The following is a 23,099-nucleotide window of genomic DNA, read 5'->3' on the forward strand; positions in this document are numbered from 1 at the left end:
TTCCCCTCCCTAAAAACACCGCGTTGTTTGGGGAGGGGAGCTACTTCCGATCATAGACCACCACAATACTCGCTGCCAATTTATATCCCTTATCTTCAAAATGTGTTAAGGAAGCAATGCTTTTCCAAGTATTTTCTAAAAAGGGATATTTTACATACGACTTCGTACTCAACCGGCGTTTGTTTTTACGTGTAAACCTTAACCCAGGTAAAATCTGTCTTCCTCGATCTTGGTATCGTACAGTCCCAGCATCATCTATGGCCCCCAACATTTCCACTCCTATAAAAACGCCTTCGGCTCCAAACTGCGGAAATGGCTGCTGCAACTGAATTTTTAACAAATTAGCTGATTTTTCATTGCAAATTACCATCGGAGGCTGTTGCAACAACGATTTCCCTGGAATACCATCGTTATTTTCATATACCTGTACTCGAAATGCAGTTCGAAATTTCCTCTTTTTCTCTCGCTTGGCTCCTAGCTGTTTTGTATTAATTGGAATCTGAATTTCCTTTATCGTTGCCTTTGTCAACGCTTTATGATACTTAAGCAATACGGCAAATTCCATTTGGGGCTGCATATACCAAGTTAAAATTTTGGACTTATTGGCATAGCCCAACACCGTTGTTTTTGGATGCAAGCGTTTCGTATTTATGACAACTTCATCGAGTTCTACGGGTAGTTGATACAGTCCTACTACAGTGTCTTTGAGTTGATCTATACGTATTTTCTTAGCTTCATAACCGAGGTGTTTAATACATAAAGTATCTGATTGCCGGAACTCCAGTAATTCAAATCGACCCGATCGATTTGTATAGCTTCCCTCATTGCTTCTGCTGTTCTTTACAGCTACAAAAGGAATGGGTTTTTGGGTTTCTGCATCGATTACGTAAATACCTTTCGACCGCTGTTGTGCTTGAGCTATTAAAGTACTTGCCAAAAGTATCCAAAGAAACCAATAATTCTCATTCATAGTTTTTGTCTTTTTCTCAAAACTAAAAACTATCCTTTCTCGTTTTCTAAAAATACTGTTATAATTTTCTATATCAATTCACAATTCTCATACCTAGCTCTTAACACAGGTTTATAAACAATAGCAAACTGGTAGGATTTAACAATTAACTGGTAGGGTAATACTGGGGGATTATCTAATTCAACCGTTTATTGCACGAACAAAAAAACACCCCCTTAAACCCTCAAAATTATGTATGACAAATTAGTACAAAAGAGTAGCTTAATTTTAGTGTTGTTACTCACAAGCATTTTTAATTCCTGTAACAGTAATGAAGTCACGGTTCCGATGGATCCTGCAAAAAACCAACTTATTACTCAACTCAAAAAACTGGTGGGCCCTAATGAAAAGGAACCTAACAAAGGAGAAGAAAACTTCGTCAGTAGTTGTATCACTACCTATAGCTGTTTTGAATATGTTTTCCCACTCAAAGTTACTAAGGGCAGTAGCACTATAACCATGAACAGCGACGAAGAACTAGCGCTCTTTTACGCAAGTCTCAATCCAGGAGTTGTTTCCTATTTTGTATTCCCTATCCAAGTAAAGTACTTTGGAGGAAGCAGAGAAACTGCGGATATTAACAACTACAGTGAACTCAATGCTGCTTACGACAGCTGTAAGGAACGCATTTCATCGTGTTTTTATTTAAACTTCCCGCTGCAACTTACCGACGGAAATTTGGTAAAATCCGTTGCTAACGAACTAGAAATGGGCTCTTTTTACCGAGAAATTCCAGACCCGACCAAAGTTGACTTTGTGTACCCAATGACTGTTACCTACACTACGACAAAACAAGTAATCAACGTTAAAGACGGTCAACAGTTTGACAATTTATACAAAGACTGCAGTCGCATTGCAAACTACGACTTTCTCGACAGCTTTCGCTGTTTTGAATTTCAGTACCCTATAAATGCCTTGGAAGGAGGAAAGACGATTACAATGAATGATAAAGCGGCATTGCTAAAATACTTTAAAGGCTTAAACAAAACGAAAGAGCCTGCACTCCAATTTCCGATACAACTAAAAATGGCAGATAACAGTTTGCGCTATGTATACTCACAAAATAAACTAGAAGCCCTTTTCGACATGTGTTTTGATGCTACGATTGACAAGGACGATTGTTTTGTTTTGGAATACCCTATAACTGCAAATCTCAATCAACAATCGAAGGAATTAACTTCCGATACGGATCTTTTCAACTTGTTAGATGGCATTAAAGCAAACGATCGCTTTAACCTCACCTATCCTGTTCATTTCTCTTTAGGTGGAAAAACAGGCTTAACAATTAGCAATGACCAGGAATTTACAGCAATTCTTAGTCGTTGCAACTAGTGTTTTTTACTAATTGTTTTTCGAAGAAAGTCAGCTCCTTATCGGAGTTGGCTTTTTTAATTCCATTAAGTTGGATCGGAAATAGCGCTCAAGCAATTGGGAAAAAGCTAAGCTTCCTAAAAAATTCAGTTCGACGGTGATTTTCAAATAGCAACAAAATTAGCGGAGAACAATGTACCGAAGACCTTCCACAGAGAAGGCCTCGATACCGGTTGCTGTACTAATTCGTTTTTAGCCATTGTAGCAGTAGTAATTGATTTTTAATCAGACTCAACACTAAACAAATTACAAACCCTTTAGTCACGGTTGTTTGTACATCAATTTCCCTTTTTGAGTACCGTTGATATCGGCAGTTTTCACGGTGAAATTCCTACCCCTTTTCGGTGTGAAAACCGTATGTAATTGCACTAGCAAAACCAACAACAAATAATAGAATAACGAATAGTTTGCTAGGTGTAAAACTCTTGTACCAAATACACAATACACTAAAAACACTCAAACTTAACATTCTAAAAAATTAAAACCTTACGGTTTCCCGTAAGGCCATTAATTTTTTTTGTATAAATCGTTGAACTTTTAAAAAAATGAGAAATCTGATTCAGATAAATCCAGAATCTTTTGCTTTCGCTACGAGGTGAGCAGAATTGTTTGCTCTAAAAATATCTTTGAGCTTCGTCAAACGTTTCTCAATGGAGCTCAAGCTATTCGGACTGATATTATTTTTGGCAAAGTTTGCACTAATTTGAGTTTGGGAATGTCCTTTCGCTAATTGGTTTAACAATTGAATATCGTAATCATTAATATCATTACTCTCAGAACTTTTCAAGGCTTTTTCAACGGAGAACGACAAAAACGGTTCCTCACTACTATAGGCCTGATTTACTGCTCGTACTAAGTCTTTTAATCCATGACGTCCTTTACAAACATAACCACTTGCTTTGTAGATATTGATAAATGTCCTCACCGGTTGTAATCGATCTTCGACGGAATACACAATAACGGGAATCGCAATTTCTTTTTCTCGTAGGGCCTTAACCAAATCCAATCCTGAGGTATAATACTGTACGCGATAATCATTCTTAAACGACAAATCTGTGATTAATAAATCGTAGGGTGTTCCATTGGCAATTGCTTTTTGTACCTTAAGATAAGCATCGTCACAATACTGTGCCTGATCGATATGCCGAACTCCCATTTCTTTGAGCGTAGCATAGACACCTTTATTGATATCATCCATATCCTCAGCAATCAAAACTTTCTTAAACATATCAAATAATAATTTTGCTAACAAATCCTTCTCGAGGCTCCGATTCAAAGGTAATACTTCCGCTAATAGAATGAATACGGTTTTCCGCATTTATCAATCCATTTTTTTTTGAAATATGACACCCAATACCATCATCTTTGTATTTAATTTCGATATGTTTCCCTGTATCTTTAAAGGCAATGACCACCAGTGAAGCCTCACTGTACTTTGCCATATTGGTAAGTAATTCTTTCAATACTCGGTACAGGACGTTCTTTTTTAGAAGGGGCAGCAGGTCCCAATTAATCATAGACAAATTCTTGGTAATTACTGAAATCTCATCGGTTTTATAACTGCTGAATAGGTCGTTTAAAATTTCGAGAAAATCCATATCCTCTTGAATCACGAAATTATCTCTTGAAATATCACGCGCTCTATTGTAAACCCCTTCTAAATCGTCTAAAATTTCATCGGTTACGGTACCTGCATTCTGCATTTTATTCATGACCTGATAGAGATCATTAGCAATAACATCATGGACTGTTTTGGAAATTCGTCCTTCAGTTTCTATGATATTTTCGGCGAGATTTTTTTTGTGCTGTTGACGATAAAAAAAGTAGGATATTACGGCCAAGAAAAAAACCAAGACTCCTAAAGTCTGATATAAAATCCGTGCTTCTCGTTCCTCTGCAGCGATCTTTTTCTCCTTGTCTTTGTTGTATTTTAGGTAGGCAAAATTGACATTTTGCTTGCTTTTTAATGTAGACCTTCCTCTGATGAGCTCGGAATACTTTCTAGCAATTGAATCGGTACTCAAAGCTAAAATATTCTCAAGTGATCGAATCGTAAAATCGTCGTTATTATAATCACTTGCCACGGAGAGCCCGTTAAAAAACATTTCTTTTGCCTTAGCGGAATCACCATTTTTTAAATAGAAGTTCCCAAGGTTTTCATAGGAAGAATAGCGTTTCGATTTAAATATTTCATCGCCTCGCAACTCCAATGCTCGCAACAATTCTCTTTCTCCTTCTCCTTCTGTGAACCGCAATTTATAAAGGCCTAAATTATCCAATAAAAGGGAATAAGATCCCAAGTCTGTAGTATCGACTTTCTGCAAGGCTTTACTCATGTGAAGGAAGGCTTCACTTTTCTTTCCTTCTTCCCGATACACAGAGGCCAAATTGTTCAGGATAATACTGCTATCGGCTCCACCTGACGCGTATTTCAAAGCTGTATTGTAGTAGTTTTTTGCTTCGATATAACTGTTACGGCCTTTGGCAATTTTACCTAACTGGTTGTATAAACTTACTTTTAAGGTCTTGATGTAGGTACTTTCATCTTCGCTTTCCAATTGCTCCAGTCCCAACATAATCGTCTCTTCGGAATCGTCGAAATATCCTTGCATAAATTCAATTTCAGACTGATAAATAAGACACATTACCATGTAACGAATATCGTTTTCAGCTTCGGCCTTTTGGTACAAGGAATCAAAAAATCGGAAGGAATCTACCAAATCATTCTCGCCATGAGGATTTCCGACGAGTTTTTGATAATACGTAATAGTATCAGTTTCTACCTGTCCAAAAACCTGAACAAAACAAAGTAGAAAAAACAATAAATAGGGGAATGAAATTTTGCCTTTTTTCATTCCCCTAAAATACTAATTCCAAGATAGAGTGTTACTACTTTTAACAACTAATCTTTTGTTGGTTTATCAGGTGGTGGTGGAGGTAATATGGTACCATCACCGCTACAGCAATCCTCCTGTAATTCGGTTGTGCTTGCTTTTACTTCTTTGGTTAATTTAGTATCAGCTTGGGTTAATATTTCATCATTATCAGTACAAGAGATGAGCATTCCATTGAGGAAAACCGCAATCATTATTAGGGTTAATTTCTTCATTTTGTAATTGTAATTATTAGACAACTGTTTTTTTATCGAGCGTAACTCGAACTGTTTTTATGTGTTTGCGCACATTAATTAGGCCTTTTGGAAGTCTAGTAGGGAGAGAAAAACGTCTTGTACTTCCAAATTCAAGACACAAGTCCATCGCTACTAGTGGAGAAGTTACTAGCAATAAATTAGTAATATCGCTTCGTAAATTCCGGTACAAAGCAACAGCGATTACTCAAAGAAATCAGGAATTAAAAAGGAAACTAATGAGAAAGATTTAGGAAGTGTATTTCCCTGAATTTTCCCAAAACTTAACCATTTAAAACTTAATATTATGCACCAACAAATCGTTCAAGAAGCTTTTGCAAAAACTAAAGTAGAAGTAGAACAAGAATTAGGAACTCCTATTTCAAGAACCAAAACTTCACAGTACCTGTCCACCTATTTACTGGATGAATACAATGTGATTTACGGGGATAAGAGTTTACGAGAAGCCTTTAAGAAACCGAGTTGTATAAAGCGCCCCGAAGTACTGCGAGCTCTGTGCAATTATTTGGGGTACGAAAATTACAGCAGCTATCAGAAAACGCAGGTAGAAACTCACAACGTTCACACGCATCACCGCATGGAAACAGCCAGTCCTATTTCAAAAGAAAAAAACAAACAACAAGTACATGAAAACCTAAGGCCGTTTCACAAACTCCGCAACAAGCTATCGGTTTACCAATCTTATGCAGCGGCAGTGAGTATGACTTTGGTTATTTGTTTGATTGCTATTTTATGGATTCGGAAAGATGCGTGGATGATGGAACAAGAAACTAATTTTAGAGATTTTCATTTTCCCGATAGCAAAATACTCACCAGTGATCGCTGCCTTAATTGCAACGATACTAATTTTGAACTGCGCTCTGGTACTACACAAATCCGTTACTACATAGTAATTAACGGAGCTGGTCAGCAACTTAATAGTTGGAATGCGAATTCCCAATTGCCGTTGTACCTCAATGAATTTCAATTTAAACAACTTGAGGTAACGCCTCAAAAAAAATATGCCTAGGCACAGCGAATACGATAGCATAATCCACAAGTTTTCAATGAAATAATACCATTACTTTACTAAAGCATCTTTAATCCCCCATAAAATATCTAGCTCCTACCCCTAACTTTACTCGTAATTCTTCATGCAATTCCCCCAAATTAAGTCTCCCGAAATGTATCTTCTAAAAAGCGTTCAAAACTCCGATCCATATTCATAAAATATTGAACTTTTAACAGCTACTCCCGTGTAGAAGTCCTGTTACTTTTGTCAAAAAAAAAATTCTATTTTATGACAAAATACCTCGCTGAATTTATCGGAAGCTTCTTATTGGTCTTTATCGGAACTGGTGCTACCATTATAAACACCACCCACGAAAATGTGCTAGGGCTCCAAGGAGTTGCTGCCGTTTTTGGACTGACTGTTTTTTTTCTAGTGTATCTTTTAGGACCGCTATCAGGTGCACACCTCAACCCTGCAGTGAGCATCGCAAATTGTGTTCGAGGGCTACTAGCACCGAGTACAACATGCTTTTATATCCTTGTACAGTTGCTTGGAGCCTTGCTTGCCAGTAGTGTATTATACCTACTATTTCCGACCGCTCCTCACTTAGGAGAAACCCTACCCACGGCAGGGATCACAATTAGTTTTATTTTCGAATTTTTAGTGACCTCACTACTCTTTGCTGTATTGATCGCTTCGGAACGCACTAAAGAAAATTTAGTCACCACGAGCTTACTCCTCGGACTACTCGTTTATTTGGGAGTTGTGGTTGTAGGTCCCTTGAGTGGTGGCTCATTCAATCCTGCTCGAAGTATTGGTCCAGCTCTGGTATCAGGGAATTACAATGGAATTTGGATTTATTGTACAGCTCCAATAGCAGGAGCTACCCTAGTAGCGCTTGTCTATAAGTTAAACAGGTACCTCCATCATAACTCAAAAATCACCGCCTAATACCAAACGGTGATTTTTGCATTGTTAGTGAAGCTTGGTGGCAATAGCTATTCTGTTCCAAGCATTGATTACAGTTATGGTCATGATGGCAGCAATGAGTTTTTGTTCTCCCAACAGTTCCAAAGCCTTTTCGTAGGACTCCTCCCGAATTCCTTCATCACTCAAGGTGGTCATTTCTTCGGTCAACAATAGCAGTATTCGTTCTTCATCAGAAAAAACACTTGCCTTTCGCCAGGCAACCACTTGGTGCAAACGCTGCTCGGATTCTCCGGCCTTGACCGCCTCATGAACATGCATTTGTATGCAATACAAACAGCCGTTTATTTGAGAAGCTCTCAGTTTAACTAAAGAAACTTCTCTTTTACTTAAGGCACTCTGCGCAATCCACTGTTCCAAGGTTAACATTCCCTGTAAGGCTTCTGGTTGCTCTTGATAAATATTTAATCGCTGATTCATAAAAATTGATTTTACTTTCAACAAAACTATTGGAAGTAGTGCTCAATTTTCTTAAGCTGGTTTAAGAACGTATTTTTGCTCTCAGCTCACTTATGTATTCGGGGGTTATCCCTAAAAAAGACGCGAGTAGGTACTGAGGCACTCGTTGTTCAAATTCAGGGTATTGCGCGATAAAATATCGGTACCGTTCTTCTTTTGTGTAGGCGTATTGGTACTTCATTCGCAGCAAAGAAGCTCCGTAAGCAATCTCGAACACTTTTCTGAAATAATGATTCCAATCACTGTACGTTTCCAGCAAGCGGTCATAGTTTTCTTTAGAAATACACAAAACCGTCACTGGAGTTACCGCTTGGATACTAAAATCGGCAGATCGATTTTTTACAAAGGCCATAACATCGGTTAACCACCAATTCTCTATAGCCATTTGCACTGTTTGCTTGCTACCTTTTTCAGATTCAAAATACATGTGTAGACAGCCCGAACTGACAAAAAAAAGTGGAAAATTTCGTTCTCCAGCACTCATGAGCAATTCCTTTTTTTTAAACATTTTCAGTTCAAAAAACGCTGAATACTCTAAGGATTTCCCGCTCCAATCTGCTTTTCCAACTACCGACTCAACATGTTTTTTTAGGAGTGACATTTCTTTTCGCATAGTGCTAAAATAGTGAATTATTTTCCTGTACTTACCTCAATCTGTTTCCTCAGAAAACGCGATCTCTACCCTTTCAATACAGTACCATCGCCTCCCGGTTCTCGCATTGTCACTATTCGCTTTACGCTATAATGGAACCACAATACAAGATGGAAAAGGGGGATCGGGAGGGATAGTGCTGTCATGAAGCAATAATTCAAGGGAAGTTCATTCGCTCTTGTCATCATAAAAAGTATAACTTTATGAAAAGTCAATTCTTTTTAATCTTTTAGTTTCGCTAAAAGGTATTACAAACAATTTTAAAATCAACAATCTACCGAAACACAAACCTTAACTTCGGCAAATATCTACAGAAAAACGCAGCCCAAAATTGACTTGAAGTCAAGAAATGACCTGCTTTCGAATTCTACTCAAGGTTTCGGGCAAAATTCCTAGATAATTGGCAATTTTTTTAAGTGGAATCTTTTCCAATACTAAGGGATTGTTAGAAATCAAATCGAGGTACATCTCTTTTTTTGACTTCGTCAGAAAATCTTGTTCTCGTTGCACGGTTCTCAAAAAATTCTTTTCGAGTTCTATTCTTCCTATTTTATTCACCAGCAAAGAATGTTCGCAGGCCTTTTGGTATGCATCAAAAGTAAACTCCTCATATAGGCAATTCGAAATTGCAGTACACTGAATCACGGACGGGATTTTTGATAGTGCTGCCACATAAGACCCAAAAAAAGAATTGGCAAACTGAAACAACATGGTTTTCTCATCCTCACCAGAAGCTAGCACTTTTATCTCCACAATTCCTTCGTTTAAAAAGTAAAATTTTGTTGGAACCTTACCATACGGAAGGATGACTGTTCCCTTTTTTACTTGTCGTTTCCTAACCTCAAAAGGATAGGTCTTATCCGTAAAATCTTTTTGGTAAAATTCAACGATATACTCTCGTAAGTTCATAGGTTGTCGTTAGATTCTTTTTCGCGCAATACTACTCTGTAGTCACCGCTATTTCTTTTCTGATGGTGCAGTCAAAAGCCCTTGGTATACAAGGGCTGTATTCATTTTCAAATTTAGGAAATAGCAAAGAAGCCTACAAGCAGTATTTCTTATATATCCATCAAAAAAGAGCCGCTCTCGTGAGCGACTCCTTTCCTTTACTTATAAACAAGTAATGCTGGTTTACTTACTTCACTAACAGCTTTTTCGAAATTTGTTTCGTTGCTGTGGTCAGTTTGTAAATGTACATTCCTGGCTTTATCGAAACGCTCGCATCGCTACTATTCCATTGGATTTGATGCCAGGTATTTGCTTCTAGAACTCCTGAATGCAGTGTTTGTACTTTTTGCCCTAGCAAATTATAAACACTTAGATCTACCCATTCAGCCTTGGCAACACTAAATCGGATACGCGTAGTGGTGCTCATTGGGTTTGGCTCGTTTTGCAGCAAATTGTATCCCAAATTCAGCGCTGTCGCTTCGTTGGTATCGCCTTTTTCTCGATGCTGCCATACAAACGGGTTCACAACACTTCCTTTAGCACCAACTTTAAAAGGAACACGATTTTCTAGTGCAACCACTTGTTCTCCATCAAAGAGTTTAAAACTCAGTTCCTCAGCAGCTACGCCTCCAATTCCGATATAATAGTACCATTGGTCATCAATGCGTACGGGCTTGGCAACTCCTCGTACTTCCTTTCCTACAAAAGCAGCTATGAGATGCTCTTTATCTGTATCAAGTACTTCTGAGTCCAATTGACCAACCACATACATAAATCGCGGATATGCCTGCTCATCTACTTGCCATTGCAGTGATTTTGCCCATGATATACGTTCCTTATCAGTACTTGGAGTTTCAGTATTTGGAATCCTGTTTCCTGCCCTTGAGGCTATTCCACTGTAATTGAGCACTCCTGGATTTTTCGCTGTATACAAATACCCTAAATTCGGGGTCAAATGCGTTAAACTTCCTTTCCAACCTTCAGCCGTATATACCGCGTGAAGCGTGCGTCGCTCTATGCGATCACCAATACTCACGGTGGTAGCATTTAGAGAACTCAAAGCAATCGGAATCGTTTGTAACGAATTTGGATAATACGGGATACTCATTTGGGCATTCCCTCCAGCAATTGCAACATCAGTTGTAAGCGGTACTTTTACTCCCTCAACAGTTATAAACTTAATTTTAGCAGAGGTCAACCTAACAATATACGCTTTTCGCACGTCTAAGAGATCAGTAGCGTCAGGCTTGCGAATCAAACGACCACGAGCATCCGCTTCGGCAAGCAACTTAAAATCGTCCGCTCGATATAGTTGATCTCCGGCTCCCAAACCTTTTATCGCACTTAATGACAGCGCATATCCACTCGCATTGTCACGGAGGTTAAAACTCACTTCCTGATACCCTGAAGACAGGGAAATTCTTCTCGAAAGTTTCGACCCCACAGTTAAGGTCACTGGGGTTAAGTTTCCTAATACCTTGCGAATTTGATAGGTATATCGTTCAACCACTCCACTGTATTCAGTACATTCTGAGGCGTCCCAAACTTTAAAGGTCAATGCTCCAGTTTCTACGGCGCTTCCGTAAATTGCCAATCGAACAAGACCATCGTCTCCCACGGTTGCCTGACCTCGATATTGTCCGTCTTTGTATACGGCAACTATATCATTACTATCCAGTGACTGGGTTCCGTTTATCATTAATTTCGCGTTTAAGCTCATATTCCCAATAAATGATCCTTGATTAAAATCACCGGCAAAGTCAGGAGTTGCACAAGCCACCTCTACGTTCAGATTAAACGATTCAATTCCGATGGTAGTATCAACTTCTCCAATAGTTTGAATCACCTCGGCATAGACATCCGTTTCATGAATTCCTGGATTTAAGTACGGCGCTACGGTAAAGCTCAGATCCGACGCTACAAAACCTGCTCTTAAGGTCAGAAAAGTATTTGGTGCAACCTTCTTACCGTTTTTTTGAATTGTTAACCAGGATGGAATTTGTTTAAAGCGGTGTTTGATATCCGAACCTCCCTTTGAATTGTCGAAATTCACATGATCAATCGTAGATGCCACTCCTTGAGTTTGCTTAACACTCACATTATTGGTACTCCATTTAATCGTGTTCTTGTTGACTATAAACGACCATGCTTTTGCCGAAACTTTGTTTCCAAAGGGATCTTCTAAACGATTGCCGAGTACCATTGCCGTCAGCTTTGCTCCCTCCACAAAAGAAGCGTCGAGCACTGGCTTAATATGTACTTTTGTATCTCCGTTCGAAACGAGAATTTGAAACTGTACGTTTTTGGCAATTTTAGTTACATCTAACGGAGCAGCATTCCCCACTCCTCGTGTAAAACTCAATCCAGCTGCCGTAGTTCCTATGGCATTTCCAGTATAATCTCGGATCGCTTCATCAGGTCGCGCTCCAACACCTTTTAAGGCATTGTTATCAAAGGCAAAATACGCTTTTAACTCCAATTCATTTCCAACGAGTTGTTTATCCATGTGTTTTACCAACTCCGGAACTTCGCGCTCTTTGGTCCATATTTTAAGTTCGTCAATACTTCCGATAAAAGATTGTCCGCCTTCTTCTTTGGCAATCCAAAGTGCTTCATCGTTCGCTGTAACCGATGGTAATTGACCGCCACCTACTGAAACGCCATTATAATATATTTTCAGATCACCGGCCGTATTTCTAGTTACAGCTACATGGGTCCATTGTGCCGATTTTAGTGCTTTTCCTGCACGGATTGTCTTGTTAACCACAAGAGTTCCATCCGATGCAATTGCTAACTCATAGTTCGCTCCCTTCTTCAAAATCGTCGCAGTGCCAGCCGATGGTAAGGCCTTAGGTTTTAACCACATTTCGATGGTAAATGGTTGTCGCTCTGCAATTGAAAGTTCAGGTATGTGCGGAACTTTTACAAAATCAGCTTTGGTATCAAAATCTGCTGCAATCAAATCTTTCGGCAATCCACCCAAAATTCCACGAAGTGAAAAACTGCTATTGACCGCTGTTTGCGGGTTAATGGCACGGTTAAATACTGCCGTAATCTCTCCTGCTGTTAGCACCCCTCCATTTACTGGATTGGTTTGAATAACTACCGGTGCAGTTCGTCTGATATTTCCGTTAACAAAAGTCGTTGGATTACTGCTATTTGCAGGTAGATTCGCTCCACCATCATCACATTTCGGAGCAATTCTGAAGCGGTAGGCTCCGTCAGACAGCCCAGAAATATCAGCTAAATACGTAATAAAACCGGTATCCTTATCCATATTAGCCTTGAGTTCTTGCATAGACAATACTTTTAGCTTTTTCACATCATCGTCATTCCCAGGAAGTGTATACTGAAGTTCCACCTTAAAATTATCGTCGAGCTTTTTGGCCACTAACTCCGGAATGCGGAATCGGAATTTTAACTTGTTATTCTTCGTATTATTTACAACCCAGTTGTTACCAGGGGCCGTCGTTTCTATTTTATTCACACAAGCACCTGTAAAATGTGCCGTTACCGGAATTACGTGAACAGGTTTAATACCTATCTCAGCATATTCATCAACACGGTACGATTCGTAATCATCTTTTTCACAATCTGCCCATATTTTAATTTTGATATCCTTATACGATATGGTTTCCGGTTCTCCTTCTCCTCGTTTGATTTTTAAGATGGCCTTTACCTCTTTTTTCACACCAGTATCTGATCCTTTCACAGGTTCAAAACTAATGGTAGAAGCGGTGGTTGGCTCAAAAATAGGCGATTCGTTCAGGAATACTTGTGCTCGTTGATTTGACGACCCCACCATTCCGACATAATAAGTCTTTTTTGTATCGTCACGAGCCGTTTGAGTATTTCTCAAGGTCAATTCGTATTCAATTACGCCATCACCTGCTTTGTACTTCACATTATTATCAATGGCAATCTCCACACCCACTCGTGAAGCAGTTCCGGATTCAAACGGACACATACTCTTTCCTGCCACCGTATAGAAATACGGCGTATCATAGGTTTTATCACGACCGATACGAACGCTAAAATGATCTCCTGCGTCAGCATCAGCTAGGGTAAACTTATCCACACGACTATTGGAATGCTCTGAACTACTACTACCTTCAATGAGCCCTGAGATTTCCAAATCTGTTTGTAAGCTAAAGGCAACACCTGCGAGATTCAAATCCTTACTAAAGGTTTTACCACCTCCAATGGTAGCGCCTCCTGAGTTACCACTTCCTTGACTTTTGGATCTTTCAAGGCTATACGTGGTGCTCGCACCTCCACTAAACGAAATTTGATTATCCAATTGAGTAACACTTGATTTGCGATCGTTTCCGACGGTTTTCAAGTCGGAAGTAGTATTCTCAAAAGTAGTCGTTTTGTTTGTTAGATAGGCGAGTTTTTCGGCACGTGTCTTGCGTTTTACAATACCTTCCCAGCTTTCAATCTGATAAACGTAATTGAGCAGTTTTTTATCGATATTTTTATCCTCTTTATTAATTTTAAATCCGGCTATTATCTCCTTACGCTCCATATTTTCACGCTTTTTCTTGGCATCTGCTGAAGGAGGGAACAACTCATCGTGTTTTTTTATCAATAACACTCTCAGGTCTTTTAATAAATTGTCTTCGATATCTTGACGTGTATAAACAAATGGTGTAAAATTGTCTGCTGACATAATTTTTTTATCCGTTAACACTCTTGGAACACAATCGTTTCCTACCTCTAGAGTTTTACCGGTACCAAAGGTCAACACCCTTGAAACTCCGACAAAAACATCGGCATCTTCACCTGTATAGGTAGTTCCATCAGAAGTACTAATTTCTTGCGTTAAAGCCATGTTCAAACTATTTTGACTGGTATGTCTGTAGGTAAAACCGGCTTTAATCTTCCCTGTAAATTTTGCTTCTGACTCTACTGCTGTATAGATAATTCCCTGTCCTGCTCCTACACCTAAAGGTGCTGCAATTGCCAAGGTTACAAATTGGTTTGAAATATCAGAACCCAGGGTTATCGAAGTATCTGTACTGATGTCTTTTCCTCCAACAACCGATTTAGAAAAACTGTAATTCGCTCCTCTACTCAAGGTTGCTGAACTGTTACTTCCCGGAGGATCGTACAACACCATTCCTACCGTTGGATCTAGCAGTGTAAAATCTTGATTTCCTCTACGTGCTCCAGTGACATAAGCGGCAACATTGGTCGTCAAAGTCCTTCCTTTATGATTCACCGTCAAGGCAAGGTTACGCTGATAATTTCCGCTAAAATTTGGTGATCCTACAGAAGTCAAGAACGACTTTACCCCTGTTTTCTCTGAAAGTCCTTCGGTTCTTCGAATGATCATATCACCCGATAAATTTACCGTCGCATTTGCTACTGGACAAGTACTCCCCGGATAAGATTCAAACACATTTACTTTGGCTAAAATGGACTGTCCTGCTACCAATTTATACACCCTAGCACCCGTTCCACAGGTCGGAGTAATTTTAGCTTTTTGGAAAGCCGCGATACGAGCTTGTTGGTCTTTCATCTCATCAATCTCATCAAACTCTTTTTTGGTAAGACTGTACAACTCAACAGAAGCCTGTAGTTGATTTCTGTACAGAAAATCATAAGAGCTGTTCTGCGTTCTCATATCAATTACCGCCGACTTGATAACATCAGCAGTACCTTTGCGGGTAAGGGTAACACTGTATTGCCCCGGTACTAAATCGTGTACCGTGAACATATTTTTCTCCACATTAAAATTACTGGCTGTAATTTTCTTTTGGTACTTTGGAAAAGCCACATCGGTACGCTCGATAATTCCTTCCCAATCTCCAACATTATTATTACAAGGGATGACAATATTACCGACAAACGTTCGACGGGTAGTATTCTCAAAGTTTATGTTGAGCGCTGGCTCTAGCAAATTAAATAAATACACCTTATCGTTGGCTGGATTGACCAGTGCTTTTGCATCGCCCTCCTTATAGGCACGATACTCAAACTCAAACTTTCGGAGATACTTAGAACTACTCGCATTATTGAACTGTGCCCCTTGATGTAATGTCAGATAATTGTTTGTTCTTCCCGTCAAGGTAGGTGCTAAATTCACGGCCCTATTTCCTTCCGTATGCTCAAAACGATATGAGAGTAGCAACGACTGTTCGTCTTTTTTAACCACACTACCATTCTTGATATTTCCTAACTCATCAACGGTATAGTGCTCAGATCGGTACTCTATTATATCCATATTAGCACGTGCATACTTTGAATAATCGGCTGCTGTCTTGGTAGCTCCTAACACAACTTTTGCTGAAGTATCTCGGATATTTAGGCTTGTATTTTGATAATCTGTATTTACCAAGAAACCGAGATTATTAGTGGTTCCGTTATACGTCAACGCAAAAAATCGATACTGTCCATCATTGTCTATCACCGTTGTCAGCAATTCAGTACCATCGTGCATCACAACGAGCTTCGGACGTTTTTCCATCCTCAACTCTAAGCGTAACTTCCCCCAATGTAATACCGTTTGAACTTTTCTTTCTACAGGCTTTTTATCGTCAATCACAACATCGGCTTTGACAAACCCCGACCATACAAAACCGTTTTGCTTAGCACGGGCATACTCCACTGCTTCAAATGATTGTGCATATCCATCCGATTTAAAATCGAGACTGATGCGATCCGTTCCCAAATTAGCCTTGTCTAACTGAGGTTGTCCAATGCTCACTTCATATCTACCCGGAGCGCCTGATACTTTATACACTCCTTGATTGTTGGTGCGCACTAAAGAATTCTTTTCACTACTATTTACAACCTTCCCGTTTAATTTTACTGTAGTATTCTGAACGGTTGGAAATTCAACGGGCTTTGCCTGTCCTTCCACTTGGGCTAAATACATAACTTTTCCCGTTATATCGTACTGTGAGATATTCGTAAAAAGTGTAGCACTTGGCTCGGCTGGATTCAGGGTTCTCGGAATATCTCTAGCTGTTAATTTGGGTGAAAACTCATTGTTTGGCTTAGAAGGTATTATATTATACGCAATTGCATTAGATGCTGCTCCTGCCGACTGATTACCAATATTTAAACTAGTAAAACGATACCCTCCTTTTGCGTCTGTGTATACACCGTAAACAATAGGCGTTTTTTTCTTGCCTCCTTTTTCTTGCTTCCATACAAAAGGTTGTTCTGCTGGTTTTAACTTCGTCAATGATTTTCCAGCAAATTTCCCTACCGTTCTCAAGGCTTGATTGTACACCCCATGAGGATCGTTTAAATCAAAGCGATAATACAGTGCTAAATCAGTGCTCGTAGTATTTCCGAGTACTAACTTGTAATTGTTAAAAATTTGCTCCGTCGTTCTTGCCACATCCCAAAAACGTACCTCATCAAATTCATAAGACGTACTGGCTTTCGCATTAAAGTAAAACTCAGGATCTCTACTTAAATCATTCACCAATGGAACCTTAGCTACGGCATTAGGCACTATCGGTTCCTTTTTATTTAAAGGTTGTTTCTTACCTCCATCTATATACAGGGCTCCTCCTTTCTTCGTAAGTACAAAAGCAAAATGGTGCCATTCCGTATCATTCGGTTTTGCAGCACTGAGATAGGTTTGCTCACCTCCCGCTGTTGCCACTAAGCTTACGGTCGAGTTATTTACACGAACTTCACTATCTGCAATTTTTAATACGGTATTTGTTCCAGTAGCATTACTAGTATTGCGATACCAAAATTCAATACTCACAGCACCACTACTTCTACTCAAACGGGTACTGTTTTCTATGACTATGGGACTTGCTCCTTTTTCAAATCGCAAACTATGTCCAGGTACAGCACCTGTAGATAAGGCTGCAGCAACCAATGCTCCTTCAGTAGCTATGCGTTCGCTACTCGCTATGGCCCCTTTGACAATCCCATTTGAGAACACAAAACCATTGGCTTGACCAGGTTTACTTCCTGGTACTCCTTCGGCCGCCACTTCATAGGTGTAAATTTCGTTCGGCAATATTCCGCGGTCGTTTCGATATTTCAAATAGCTCGAAACTCCTTCTTGTGAATTCGGTACATAACTATCTACAGTGGTAAACTTATCCAACGGATTATTTGCTTGTTTTCTGCGAATAATATAACGAGTAGCTCCTTTAATATGCGGCCACTTTAATTCGATATAATTTGTATTCCCTTTCATTGCATCACCTATGGATGCACTCAGCATGACATCTTTTAAACTGTAAATTGGATGATCGGTATCAGTGCGCAGTTGAGCGAGCTCAATTTCTTGCTTATTGCTGAATCTCACTTTACTCGTTACGTTTCCATACGCGGGTTTACTTTTATCAGCCACTCCTGACGATAGCATGTTATACCACAATAATCTTTCCGTTGGCGAGTAGGTGAGTTTTTCTTCCTTTTGCTTATTTCCGGCATAGGCAACCACCAGCCCGCCTAAATTCAAATTTTTTAAATTTGATATGCTCTCATTAGCGATGGTTACAAAGCGTTCTCTTTTTATTTCAGTAGGTGTTCGCAAGCGATTCCAAGCTCTAAACTCAGCCATGGAAACACGATCACCAGCAATGGCGCTGAAATACAATAGCTGTGGTGAAAAATTAGCAGGGTAGCTTAAATTTTTGATCAGCTCTCCATCTACATAAATCGCCATTCGCTGTCTCTTTTGATCAATTGCCAATGCAATATGATGCCAGGCATTATTCCAAAAACGCTCTTGCTTTCCTAAGGTTAGTTCTGTTTGTGTACCGGCAATATTGATAAACATTCGCTTATCGGTTCCCATAATACGGAATCGATTTGCTCCTAGCTTTAAATTTGAAAAGCGCCAATATCCGTCTTCTGGTACCGTTCTTCCATCGGCTTTCATCAACCAAAACTCAACTGTAGCCTTACCTTGTTCTCCCGTATTTATCAGTTGATCCGTCAACTTCGTTCCGGTATTGAAATGAGAATTGTACTCATGAGCCCCTGTCAATATAAATACAGGGGGATGTTCTTGTGCTTGCACGGCTATACTCCCTAAAAAAAAGGCGTATAGCAGTACTAATTTATACTTTATAAACTGTAATTTCATTCCTCAAAATTTATAATCGATTCTCGAGTTTTTCTACTTTTAAGCTGAGCGTTTTGCTAGCTCCAAATCCCTTTGGCAGCTTTTTCAGTACGGCCTTAGTGCCTTCCTGTGCCACGACAAAACCTTCCTTTCCCCCGAATTCTAGTACTAGTTTTCGGGGATCATCAGGATCGTTTAACAGCAACCTCCAATAATACTTTTGTAATTCAACGCTAGTAGGTTTTTCGAATTTTAGTTCCCCAGTACTTGTATCATGGGTCAATAACAGGTCAGGACTTTTACTCGCCATGACGTAGTGCATTCCTTTTTTACCCGGTACCTCGGTTAATAAAAACTCGAATAAATATCCTTCCGTGAACAAACTGCGTTCTAAACTATATGTATGGAATTCGGCTTTATGGGTATCTAAATTGTGAATCAAGGCTACTTTCTTACCACCCCCTTCTTTAATAAACTGAAAAGACGCAGTAGTCGTAGCTGGAGTTTGTGCTTGGCCTCCTACAACGAACCCCAAGCAGATTAAAAAAATATTCCAGATTTTTCTCATTCCTTCTTATTTTTTTAAAGCTTTCACCACTTCCTGAAGTTCTTTAAGCTGCTGACTCAAAGCTTCCAACACTCTTTTCTGATCCTTTAACTCCTTATCTTGCGCTATGGTATACAAGGTCAACTCCTCCACTTTTTCAACCAAGAGCGTATTGATTTGCTTCAAATCCATTCCTTTAGCAAGCACTTCTTTCTCTGAAGGCATTTTAGGCAAGTGTTTATTTTTCTTAATAAACGATTCCACTTCCGTTAAGGTTGGTAAGGTATAGGCATCACTAAATACATAATCTGGAAATGACGACACGCTTAGGCGAACAGAACGGGCTACTATATAACTCGCATCAACGTCATTAAACCTTACATTGTTCGCTATGAACTTCGGAGTTTTTACACGAACTTCGTCACGCGCTACACGGAATAACTGTTTTGCCACATCATTGCCATAATAGACAGCAAAGACATCATTACTCGCATTGTTCTTATTCGCATCAATGTGTAAGAAAAAGCTATTAGCTCCCTTAAAGCTGAAGTGATCTGTAGTAAAGCTCATCTGACTTTTATTTAGTTTTACGATCTGAGAACCTCCACTTGCTCCTTGATAAATTTGAAAATCATCAACGGTAGTACTATTGCCATTATTATCGAGATTTAAACGAAAGCGTCCCGTTCCGTCAAAGCTGAAATTCGTAGATTTGACCTTGGTATCCACAGGATTCACCGTTAAAATATTAGCTCGATCTCTTCCTGACGACACTCTAAACTCATCAGTGGCTCCACCGCCTCCGTTGGTATCTACATGTATTTCAAAACGACCAGATTGACTAAATCGTTGATGGGAACTGCTCAAAAAGCGTCTAGTTTCAAAGCTTCCTGTTTTTTCAACTCGCCAGTTATTTACGTCATCTCTTTGTCCTAGCATTTGAGTGCAGGAAAGAAGCAGTAATGCTCCACAGGTGTACATTGCTTTTTTGTTCATTTGTTTATTTGTTTATTTAGGTTTTACAGGTATCATAAGTAGCTGCTATAGCTCACTATTCTCGACTTACAAGGCTTTCAACTCCAGCACTTCTGGAGAAATCAGGCAATAGGTTTCCACTCCAGCGAGTAAAAAACTCGCTCGATCAGTTCTGAAAACATTGATCATAAATCATTGTAAAGCATGAAATTCTTACGGCTCCAGGTAGATTTTTATGAAGCGTCTCATTTCATAAATCAAGGTATTAAAGCGGTAATGCTTAAAAAACAAGGCATGCCCAATCGACAAAAAAACTCAAAAGCACTGCGGACAATTTCACATTTTTAATCTCGAAAGCAATTCCATTTAAATTACAAACTTTCGCAGGTACTCACGCTGTGAACATTGTGACTTAGGCACACCTCATTTGAGGGAAAACTAACCTTACAGGTATTCAACACTACTATTCAAGGGATTCATAAATTTTAACTATTTCTGAAGTAAAAGTACAGTAAGAGAAATAGATAGCCACTAGCCCAAGGGCTAGTTTTTACTCCGATTGATTGTAAATCAACTCATGTCCTCCATGACTTTTCTCTTGAAACGACGAAGAGATGCTAAAGAAATGAAACGGTCATACACTCTAAATTTTAACAGAAAAGTCCCTGTGCTCTGAATTCTGAGGTTGTTAAGAATAAGGCATAAAACGACTGATCCCAGTTTTCGTTCCTTTTACGAAACATCAAAACTGGGATTCATCAATCATTTATAAAATACACAGGCTTCTTGGAAGGGTTTGTTACTACTTTATCAGACAAAAACAATAACACAGAGACCCGATTTTTCACAAATGCTAAAACTTTTTCACCTCTAGTCTAGGACTACTAAACTCATAGTATTTTGTGAGGATTAAACGATCAGCATTCCTCCTATTAAGGAAACTAATCCACCCATTACCTCACTGCCCTCTACTATCTTAAAGATTAGTACCGACAAGTAAAAAGCGGTAATTTCTTTTTATAAAAAAGCTTTAGCTAGCTATTCAAAAAGTAAAAATAATTCTTCATTCACAATCAACCACTAGCCCATGGGCTAGTTTTTAAGCTAAATTATCCCTTGCTGAGTAGCTTTGGCAACGGCTTCTACAATTGTACTCACCTCCAGCTTTTCAAATATTTTTTGTCGGTGAAACTTTACCGTATGACTCGTGATATGCATATTTTCTCCCAACTGTTTAAGGTTAAGGCCACGAGCTGCTAAATACAGAATTTGTTTTTCTCTAGCCGTCAATTCAATTCTAGCAAAGGGCAACCACTGTTTTCTAGAATTGTCAAAAACAACTCCTTTACCGGTAAGCTCATTCATAATTTGAATATTTCCAGAGACGGCAGAACTCGATGGATGAAACCTCATCAAAGCCATTTCTATTCGGCCATCTTTCGCTAATTCGAGGGGCGTAAGTACCATATGAACCATGTTAAATGCACCATTCACTCCCTGTAACTTGACATCTACAGAAGCTGTTAAGTGCAATCGTTCATCGACTGGTACTCTCGTATATATGTACTCGAGTCCTTTAACGGAAAACACTTGTAACAATTCCTTATCACAGGTTCCCAATAACTCCAAGAATCCAGTATAACCACTTTCTCTAATCTCTTCAGACGTTTTTCCTCCCAGTAGATAAATATTGTTAGACACGTATACTAGGGTTCGTTTATGAGGGCGCTCTATGATAAAATTAGCGCCAAAAACGCGTTCCATGGCTCGGATAGAATCTAAAAACTCTTCTGATAAATCCTGTTCTGTATGCAGTGGAAGTTCTTCTAATTCCCAATTATTTTTAAAGGCTATTTCTTTCATAATGTTCTCTTTATACCGTTATTAAACCTTAACAAACTTTTAGCGTACAGCAACCAGTACACTACGAATAGTAGTTTTATTTGATACACTTCCGTTCAGGAAGCTCTTACAATAAGCCCAATTGATAGGATTTCGTCACTGCGGCTACGATAGTTCCCACCGCTAATTTTTCAAATATTTTTTGTCGGTGGAACTTGACGGTATGCGTTGAAATGTACAAGGCTTCTCCGATGCGTTTTAAATTGAATCCTCGAGACGCCATATATAATATTTGACGCTCTTTGGCAGTCAAGTGTTCTTTTTCCAAGGTAAACCACCGATCGAGGTATTGATCATAGAAGTAGCCTTTTCGAGTTTCTTCATTTAGAAGTCTTATATTACCAACGGTTCCAGAACTCGACGCTTGAAATTTTATGAGTGTTAAGGAAATCTCCCCTGTTTTAGTCAATGCCAAAGGTGTTAAGGTCATGTTGATCAGTTGATCACCTCCTGCATCATTGCTAATGTGAAAATCGGCTGTTGCAGTATATTTCATACGATCAATAAGGGGGATTCTCGCATAAAAAAATTCATGGCCTTTGGTCGAAAATAACTGTAACAACCCACGATCTTTTTCTGCCACCAAATTTTGAAAACCGGAATGTCCCAACTTTTTAATTTCTTCTGCAGTTTTTCCTCCTAATAAATCAGTATTCTTTGACACGTACACTAATCTTCTCTGATGAGGGTTTTTAATCACAAAATTGCAGCGAGAAATGCGCTCCATTGCATTGACAGTTTCCATTAACTTATCAGGCAAAGTATTCGACACTTGCTGAACTAACGCCGTGCCTTTTCGATTTTTAAACGTAATTTCTTTCATAAATTTAACTAAGATTAATCAGAGTTATTCATAGTTTCAAAAGCAAAAGGTGTAGATTCAAACTGTAGTTTTGGAAAATGACTTCTGTGTAGCTTATTCTCGTGTAGGTCAATATTATTGCACGGTAGGGATGCAACGCTAATGATTAGGCAGGATGCGATTATACACCATCAGGTGTCCTCAGAGTCTCGTTAAAAAATATAGCCTTTTTTGTAGTAATGCTTTGTTCTCCACT

Annotated in this window: 15 protein-coding genes; 3 read left to right on the plus strand and 12 right to left on the minus strand. The window is 39.1% G+C overall.

What is annotated here, in order from left to right; translation table 11 throughout:
- Positions 1-40: 40 nt before the first annotated feature.
- Positions 41-970, minus strand: a complete 930-nt coding sequence (locus ACKTS5_RS14965) for a carboxypeptidase-like regulatory domain-containing protein (RefSeq protein ID WP_408044701.1) — start codon at positions 968-970, stop codon at positions 41-43.
- Between the two features lie 231 nt (positions 971-1,201).
- Between ACKTS5_RS14965 and ACKTS5_RS14970 the strand changes: the two genes are divergently transcribed.
- Entirely contained in the window at positions 1,202-2,341 is a 1,140-nt protein-coding gene (locus ACKTS5_RS14970) for a hypothetical protein (RefSeq protein WP_408044702.1), read from the plus strand.
- Between the two features lie 598 nt (positions 2,342-2,939).
- Here the strand turns inward: ACKTS5_RS14970 and ACKTS5_RS14975 are convergent.
- Genes ACKTS5_RS14975 through ACKTS5_RS14985 form a run of 3 tightly spaced genes read right to left on the minus strand, consistent with a single transcriptional unit; the run spans position 2,940 to position 5,489 of the window.
- Positions 2,940-3,608, minus strand: a complete 669-nt coding sequence (locus ACKTS5_RS14975) for a response regulator (protein WP_408044703.1) — start codon at positions 3,606-3,608, stop codon at positions 2,940-2,942.
- A 1-nt stretch (position 3,609) separates the two neighbouring features.
- The gene (locus ACKTS5_RS14980; RefSeq protein ID WP_408044704.1) at positions 3,610-5,235 is read right to left on the minus strand and encodes a tetratricopeptide repeat-containing sensor histidine kinase; all 1,626 of its coding nucleotides are present in this window, start codon (positions 5,233-5,235) and stop codon (positions 3,610-3,612) included.
- Between the two features lie 47 nt (positions 5,236-5,282).
- Positions 5,283-5,489, minus strand: a complete 207-nt coding sequence (locus ACKTS5_RS14985; protein WP_408044705.1) for a hypothetical protein — start codon at positions 5,487-5,489, stop codon at positions 5,283-5,285.
- Between the two features lie 325 nt (positions 5,490-5,814).
- Between ACKTS5_RS14985 and ACKTS5_RS14990 the strand changes: the two genes are divergently transcribed.
- Positions 5,815-6,537, plus strand: a complete 723-nt coding sequence (locus ACKTS5_RS14990; RefSeq protein ID WP_408044706.1) for a hypothetical protein — start codon at positions 5,815-5,817, stop codon at positions 6,535-6,537.
- A gap of 270 nt (positions 6,538-6,807) precedes the next feature.
- Positions 6,808-7,470: an MIP/aquaporin family protein gene (locus ACKTS5_RS14995; protein WP_408044707.1), complete on the plus strand. Its 663-nt coding sequence runs from the start codon at positions 6,808-6,810 to the stop codon at positions 7,468-7,470.
- A gap of 24 nt (positions 7,471-7,494) precedes the next feature.
- Here ACKTS5_RS14995 and ACKTS5_RS15000 read toward each other — a convergent pair whose 3' ends face one another.
- The 8 genes from ACKTS5_RS15000 to ACKTS5_RS15035 form a co-directional block, all read right to left on the minus strand.
- Complete coding sequence (locus ACKTS5_RS15000; protein ID WP_408044708.1) at positions 7,495-7,926, minus strand: carboxymuconolactone decarboxylase family protein; 432 nt, start codon at positions 7,924-7,926, stop codon at positions 7,495-7,497.
- 61 nt (positions 7,927-7,987) lie between these two features.
- Positions 7,988-8,566, minus strand: a complete 579-nt coding sequence (locus ACKTS5_RS15005; RefSeq protein ID WP_408044709.1) for a Crp/Fnr family transcriptional regulator — start codon at positions 8,564-8,566, stop codon at positions 7,988-7,990.
- 393 nt (positions 8,567-8,959) lie between these two features.
- Positions 8,960-9,526, minus strand: a complete 567-nt coding sequence (locus tag ACKTS5_RS15010; protein WP_408044710.1) for a Crp/Fnr family transcriptional regulator — start codon at positions 9,524-9,526, stop codon at positions 8,960-8,962.
- Positions 9,527-9,752: 226 nt separating this feature from the next.
- Entirely contained in the window at positions 9,753-18,638 is an 8,886-nt protein-coding gene (locus ACKTS5_RS15015) for a LamG-like jellyroll fold domain-containing protein (RefSeq protein ID WP_408044711.1), read from the minus strand.
- A gap of 10 nt (positions 18,639-18,648) precedes the next feature.
- Positions 18,649-19,185, minus strand: coding sequence for a hypothetical protein (locus ACKTS5_RS15020; RefSeq protein WP_408044712.1), 537 nt, complete (start codon positions 19,183-19,185; stop codon positions 18,649-18,651).
- A gap of 6 nt (positions 19,186-19,191) precedes the next feature.
- Positions 19,192-20,160, minus strand: coding sequence for a hypothetical protein (locus tag ACKTS5_RS15025; RefSeq protein WP_408044713.1), 969 nt, complete (start codon positions 20,158-20,160; stop codon positions 19,192-19,194).
- 1,083 nt (positions 20,161-21,243) lie between these two features.
- Positions 21,244-22,002, minus strand: a complete 759-nt coding sequence (locus tag ACKTS5_RS15030) for a response regulator transcription factor (protein WP_408044714.1) — start codon at positions 22,000-22,002, stop codon at positions 21,244-21,246.
- A gap of 106 nt (positions 22,003-22,108) precedes the next feature.
- A complete protein-coding gene (locus ACKTS5_RS15035) occupies positions 22,109-22,864 on the minus strand; it encodes a response regulator transcription factor (RefSeq protein ID WP_408044715.1) in 756 nt (251 codons plus the stop codon).
- Positions 22,865-23,099: the final 235 nt, after the last annotated feature.

This window comes from Tenacibaculum litopenaei (genome assembly GCF_964514025.1).
GTDB classification, from domain to species: Bacteria; Bacteroidota; Bacteroidia; order Flavobacteriales; family Flavobacteriaceae; genus Polaribacter; species Polaribacter litopenaei.